The 5,170-nt window shown below is 72.5% G+C and carries 6 protein-coding genes; 3 read left to right on the top strand and 3 right to left on the bottom strand.

The features are described from left to right. Positions 1-3: 3 nt before the first annotated feature. From ACESL7_RS07440 to mazG, 3 genes are read right to left on the bottom strand one after another with little or no spacing between them, the layout of a single operon-like run. Positions 4-453: a GNAT family N-acetyltransferase gene (locus ACESL7_RS07440; protein WP_372892683.1), complete on the bottom strand. Its 450-nt coding sequence runs from the start codon at positions 451-453 to the stop codon at positions 4-6. After that, positions 450-1,391 carry a nucleoside hydrolase gene (locus ACESL7_RS07435; protein WP_372892682.1) on the bottom strand — a complete coding sequence of 314 codons (942 nt, stop codon included), beginning with the start codon at positions 1,389-1,391 and terminating at the stop codon, positions 450-452. The genes ACESL7_RS07440 and ACESL7_RS07435 overlap by 4 nt, the downstream gene beginning before the upstream one ends. Positions 1,392-1,445: 54 nt before the next feature. Next, entirely contained in the window at positions 1,446-2,258 is an 813-nt protein-coding gene (mazG, locus tag ACESL7_RS07430; RefSeq protein WP_372892681.1) for a nucleoside triphosphate pyrophosphohydrolase, read from the bottom strand. Between the two features lie 60 nt (positions 2,259-2,318). Here mazG and ACESL7_RS07425 point away from each other — a divergent pair, with 60 nt between their 5' ends. The 3 genes from ACESL7_RS07425 to ACESL7_RS07415 are packed head-to-tail and all read left to right on the top strand — an operon-like array spanning position 2,319 to position 4,892. Continuing rightward, entirely contained in the window at positions 2,319-3,476 is a 1,158-nt protein-coding gene (locus ACESL7_RS07425; RefSeq protein ID WP_372892680.1) for a M20 aminoacylase family protein, read from the top strand. Positions 3,477-3,480: 4 nt separating this feature from the next. Next, entirely contained in the window at positions 3,481-4,473 is a 993-nt protein-coding gene (gene speB, locus ACESL7_RS07420; RefSeq protein WP_372892679.1) for an agmatinase, read from the top strand. Between the two features lie 2 nt (positions 4,474-4,475). Beyond that, positions 4,476-4,892: a DUF1499 domain-containing protein gene (locus ACESL7_RS07415; RefSeq protein WP_372892678.1), complete on the top strand. Its 417-nt coding sequence runs from the start codon at positions 4,476-4,478 to the stop codon at positions 4,890-4,892. Positions 4,893-5,170: the final 278 nt, after the last annotated feature.

Raw genomic sequence — 5,170 nt, 5'->3', positions numbered from 1 at the left:
GCCTCAGAGCGGGCGTGTCATCAGCAGCGTGGCGTCGCGCGTGGTGAAATGCGCACGGGTGTAAAGGCGCTGCGCCGCCGCGTTCGCGCTGTCGACCTCCAGGTGCAGCGCCACGACGCCCGCGTCGCGCAGCGCGCGGGCGAGCGCGTCGAGCGCGTCGGCGGCGATGCCGCGCCCGCGCACGGCGCGGCGGACGTAGATCTCGTCGATCACCGCATCGAGGCCGCCGTAGGCGACCGACCAGCCGAAGGTCACCACGAGATAGCCGATCGGCGCGCCGCGCGGCCCGATCAGGTAGACCGCGCCGTGCGGCGAGCCCTCGAGCAGAGGGGCGAGCGCGGCGCGACGGCCGTCGTCGTCCTGGGCCGTGCCGGCCTCCGCGTGCATCGCCGCGACCATCGGCAGCAGCCGCTCGAGGTCCCCGGGCCGGGCGAGGTGCAGCGCCGCGCTCATAGCCGCGCCAGCCGCTCGGTCAGCAGCGCAAAGACCCCCTCCGCATCGACGTCGCCCAGGAAGGTCGCGTTGGGCGCACGGTCCGTGACGCCCCACCAGTCGGCGACCGTCATGCCGAGGGTGAGCGCCGAGCCGGTCTCGATCTCGACGTTGACATGGCGCCCGGAGAAGAGCGCCGGCCGGATCAGCCGGGCGATCACGCAGGGGTCGTGCAGCGGCGCACCCTCCGCGCCGTATTTCTCCTTGTCGAAGCGCTCGAAGAAATCGGTCATCTGCGCCACGGCGAGGCCCACGGGCGTGCCGAGCGCGCGGAAGGCCGCGTTGCGCGTGGGCGTCACCAGCGCCCTGTGCGTGACATCGAGCGGCACCACCGCAAGCGGCGCGCCGGATCGGAACACGATATCAGCGGCTTCCGGGTCGACGTAGATGTTGAACTCCGCCGTGGGCGTGATGTTGCCGACCTCGAAATAGGCCCCGCCCATCAGCACGATCTCCTGCACCCGGTCCGCGATCTCGGGCGCCCGGCGGATCGCCGTGGCGATGTTCGTCAGCGGCCCGAGCGGGCAGAGCGTCACCGTCCCCGGTGGTTCGCGCCGCAGCGTCTCGACGATGAAATCAACGCCGTGCGCTTCCTCGAGCGCCATGCACGGCTCGGGCAGGTCGGGGCCGTCGAGGCCTGTGCGCCCGTGCACATGCTCGGCGGTCACCAGCGGCCGCACGAGCGGTCGGTCGCACCCCGCGAAGACGCGGATATCGGGCCGCCCGGCGAGTTCGCAGACGATCCGGGCGTTGCGCGCGGTGAGCGGCAGCGGCACGTTGCCCGCCACGGCCGTGATCCCCAGCACCTCGATCTCCTCGGGGCTGGCGAGCGCCAGCAGGATCGCCACGGCGTCGTCCTGACCCGGGTCGGTGTCGATGATGATCCTGCGGGGTGCCATCTCGGTCCTGTCGTGCTCCGCATCACAAGTGGCAGAGGCCGGCGCGCGGCGCAATCACCCGGCACGCTCGGCGCGCTTCGCCGCCTCCCAGAGGGCATCCATCTCGGCGAGGTCGGAGTCCTGAGGGGCTTTGCCCTTTGCATGAAGAGCGGACTCTATCGCGTTGAAGCGCCGTGTGAACTTGGTATTCGCGCCGCGCAACGCCTCCTCCGGATCGACGCCGAGATGGCGCGCGAGATTGGCCATGACGAACATCAGGTCGCCGAACTCCTCGGCGATCTCGGCCGCGCCCAGCCGGTCGCGCGCCTCTGTCAGCTCGGCGGCCTCCTCGGCGATCTTGTCCAGCACGGCGCCCGCCTCGGGCCAGTCGAAGCCGACGCGCGCCGCGCGCTTCTGCAGCTTCACCGCCCGCGTCAGCGCCGGCAGCCCGAGCGCCACGCCGTCGAGCACGCCCGTCTCGGCCCGCGCGGCGCGTTCGGCGGCCTTCACCGCCTCCCAGTCGCGGGTTTGCTGCGCGGCGCTCTTGTCGCGGCTCTCCGCGCCGAAGACATGCGGATGGCGCTCCACCATCTTGTCGGCGATCGTCTGCGCGACCGAGTCGAAGTCGAAAAGCCCCGCCTCCTCGGCCATCTGCGCGTGATAAACGACCTGCAGCAGCAGGTCGCCCAGCTCCCCCTCGAGCTCGTCCCAGGCCTCGCGCGCGATCGCGTCGGCGACCTCGTGGGCCTCCTCGATCGTGTAGGGCGCGATGGAGGCGAAATCCTGTTCGATGTCCCAGGGGCAGCCCGTCTCGGGGTCGCGCAGCCGCGCCATGATGGCGCGCAGCCGGGAAAGGCCGGTCAGGCCGGGGAAGGGATCTTGGGGCATTGCGGCGGACACCGTGTTGCTGTTCAAGTGGAAATCTGACCCGCGAGAGAAAGGGAGTCCATGCCCGTCATCAACCGCATCGCCGCGCTCTCCGACGAGATGGCCGGCTGGCGGCGCCACCTGCACGCGCACCCCGAGATCGGCTTCGACTGTCACCAGACGGCGCGCTTCGTGGCCGAGCGGCTGCGTGCCTTCGGCGTGGACGAGGTGCACGAGGGCGTGGCGCAGACCGGGGTCGTCGCGGTGATCCGGGGGCGCGCCGACGGCCCGGCGGTGGGGCTGCGCGCCGACATGGACGCGCTGCCGATGCCCGACGAGAGCGGGGCGGACTGGGCCTCGACCGTGCCGGGACGGGCGCATGCCTGCGGCCACGACGGGCACACCGCGATGCTGCTCGGCGCGGCGCGGTATCTCGCCGAGACGCGCAATTTCGCCGGGCGCGCGGTGCTCCTCTTCCAGCCGGCGGAGGAGGATGGCGGCGGTGGCGGCGTCATGGTGGCCGAGGGCGTGCCGGACCGGTTCGGGCTGCAAGAAGTCTACGCGCTTCACAATCGCCCGGGCCTGCCCGTGGGGCATGTGTCCACGCGGGCGGGTCCGATCATGGCGGCGGTCGACGACTGGCGGCTCACGCTCACCGGGCGGGGCGGGCACGCCGCGCGCCCGCACGAGGCGCTCGACCCGATCGGCCCCGCGCTCGCCGTGGCGCAGGCGATCCGGAGCCTTCCGGCCGAGGCCGACCCGCGCGCCGAGCTGCGCATCGCGCTCACGCAGATCGAGGCGGGCACGACGACGAACGTGATCCCCGCCATGGCACGGCTCGCCGGAACCGTGCGCACCTTCGATCCGCACTGGCGCGACTGGGCGGAGGCGCGCGTGCGCGCCATCGTCGAGGGTGTCGCGGCGGCGCATGGCATCTCCGCCGCGCTCGACTACGACCGCTGGTATCCCGCGACCGTCAACCACCCGCGCGAGACCGCCTTCGCCGCGGAGGTCGCGCGCGACGTGGTGGGCGACGCGGTCGACACCGAGACGGAGCCGAGCATGGGCGCGGAGGATTTCGCCTATCTTCTCGAGGCGCGGCCGGGCGCCTATCTGCTCGTCGGACAGGGGGAGACGCCGATGTGTCACCACCCGGCCTTCGATTTCAACGACGAGATCGCGCCCGTCGGCGCGAGCCTTTACGCCCGCCTCGTCGAGCGGGCGCTGCCCGCGGAGTGAGCGCATGGCCCTCGAGGACGCCGCGAAGCAGGTCGATCACGCCTTCACCCGGGAGGAGCTGAAGGGCGCGAGCTTCGAGAACACCTTCGCCGGCGCGACCTCCTTCCTGCGCCGGCGCTACACCAAGGATCTGCGCGGCGTGGACGTCGCCGTGACCGGCGTGCCCTTCGATCAGGCGGTGACGAACCGGCCCGGCACGCGCCTCGGCCCGCGCGCCATCCGCGAGGCGAGCGCGCTCCAGACCTGTGATCCGCCCTGGGGCTGGGGCGGCTGGAACCCGATGGAGGCGCTGGCGATCGCGGATCACGGCGATCTGGCGTTCGACTACGCGCGCCCCGCGGAGGCGCCGGAGGCGATCCGGGCGCATGTCGCGGGCATCCTCGCGGCCGGCGCGGCGAGCCTGACGCTCGGCGGGGATCACTCGATTTCCCTCCCCGTTCTGGAGGCTTACGCGGCGAAGTTCGGGCCGCTCGCGCTCATCCAGTTCGACGCGCACACCGACACCTGGGCCGACGACGACCCGGCCCGCGTCGATCACGGCACGATGTTCTACAAGGCGGTGAAGCGCGGGCTGATCGCGCCGGCGCGTTCGGTGCAGATCGGCATCCGCACCCATAATCCCGACCCGCTGGGCATCGCCGTCATCGACGCGCGCGAGGTGCACGAGAACGGCGTCGGGGCCGTCGTGGCGCAGGTGCGGCGGATCGTCGGCGCGGGGCCCGCCTATCTCAGCTTCGATATCGACGCGCTCGACCCGGCCTTCGCGCCGGGGACCGGCACCCCGGTCTGGGGCGGGCTGGCGAGCTGGCAGGCGTCGGCGCTCCTGCAGGGGCTCGCCGGGCTCGACATCCGGGGGGGCGACGTGGTCGAGGTCTCGCCGCCGTTCGACACGACAGGCGCGACGGCGGTGGCAGGCGCGCATGCGGCGATGGAGCTGCTCTGCCTGATCGGGCAGGCGCGGCTCGCTCGCGCGACACAGGAAAGGACGGAGATGTGAAAGTGCTGTTCTGGCTCGGCGTTCTGATCCTTCTGGTGGCGGCGAATTTCGCGGCCTGGGTGCGCTTCGCGCCGAGCGACCCGGCGCGCTGGCACGTCGCGCCGGAGGTGACGGAGGACGAGGACCTCCCCGGTGGCGTGAAGCGGCGCGTGACGGACGCGGGGCCGGAGGCGCTGCGCCGCTTCGACGCCATCGCCCGCGCGACGCCGCGCACGCAGGTGCTCGCCGGCTCGGTGGCCGAGGGGATGGTGACCTACATCACGCGCTCGGCGCTCTGGGGCTTTCCGGATTACACCACCGTCAGGCAGGAGGGCACGGATCTTCTGATCCACGGGCGGCTGCGTTTCGGCTCCTCCGACATGGGCGTCAATCGCGCGCGCGTCGACCGCTGGATCGCGGCGCTCCGCGCGGAGGGGTGAGCCCAAGGCGTTTCGAAACGCCTTGGCCAAGCGGTTTCGAAACCGCTTGGCCCGCGCCGCCGGGCGCGGCCCGGGCGCCGCCCACTTGACCCCGTGACCCGGATGGAGGACTGACGCGCGCATGATCCCCGAGGACCGGCTGCAGCAGATCGCGGAGCGTTTCGCCTACGTCGAGGCGCGGCTCGCCGAGGGCGGCGGCGACCCGGTCGCGCTCGCGCGCGAGCACGCCGAGCTGCGCCCGGTCATCGCCGCGGTCGAACGCTGGCAGGGTCTCCGCG

It is taken from the genome of Rhodosalinus sp. (assembly GCF_041685465.1).
In the GTDB taxonomy this organism is placed as follows: domain Bacteria; phylum Pseudomonadota; class Alphaproteobacteria; order Rhodobacterales; family Rhodobacteraceae; genus Rhodosalinus.
This window is presented reverse-complemented; position numbering and strand designations above follow the sequence as displayed.

Bases quoted from the DNA above. Each gene is read 5' to 3' on its own strand.
- ACESL7_RS07440 (WP_372892683.1), bottom strand. From the start codon at position 453: ATGAGCGCGGCGCTGCACCTCGCCCGGCCCGGGGACCTCGAGCGGCTG.
- ACESL7_RS07435 (WP_372892682.1), bottom strand. From the start codon at position 1,391: ATGGCACCCCGCAGGATCATCATCGACACCGACCCGGGTCAGGACGAC.
- speB (WP_372892679.1), top strand. From the start codon at position 3,481: ATGGCCCTCGAGGACGCCGCGAAGCAGGTCGATCACGCCTTCACCCGG.
- ACESL7_RS07425 (WP_372892680.1), top strand. From the start codon at position 2,319: ATGCCCGTCATCAACCGCATCGCCGCGCTCTCCGACGAGATGGCCGGC.
- mazG (WP_372892681.1), bottom strand. From the start codon at position 2,258: ATGCCCCAAGATCCCTTCCCCGGCCTGACCGGCCTTTCCCGGCTGCGC.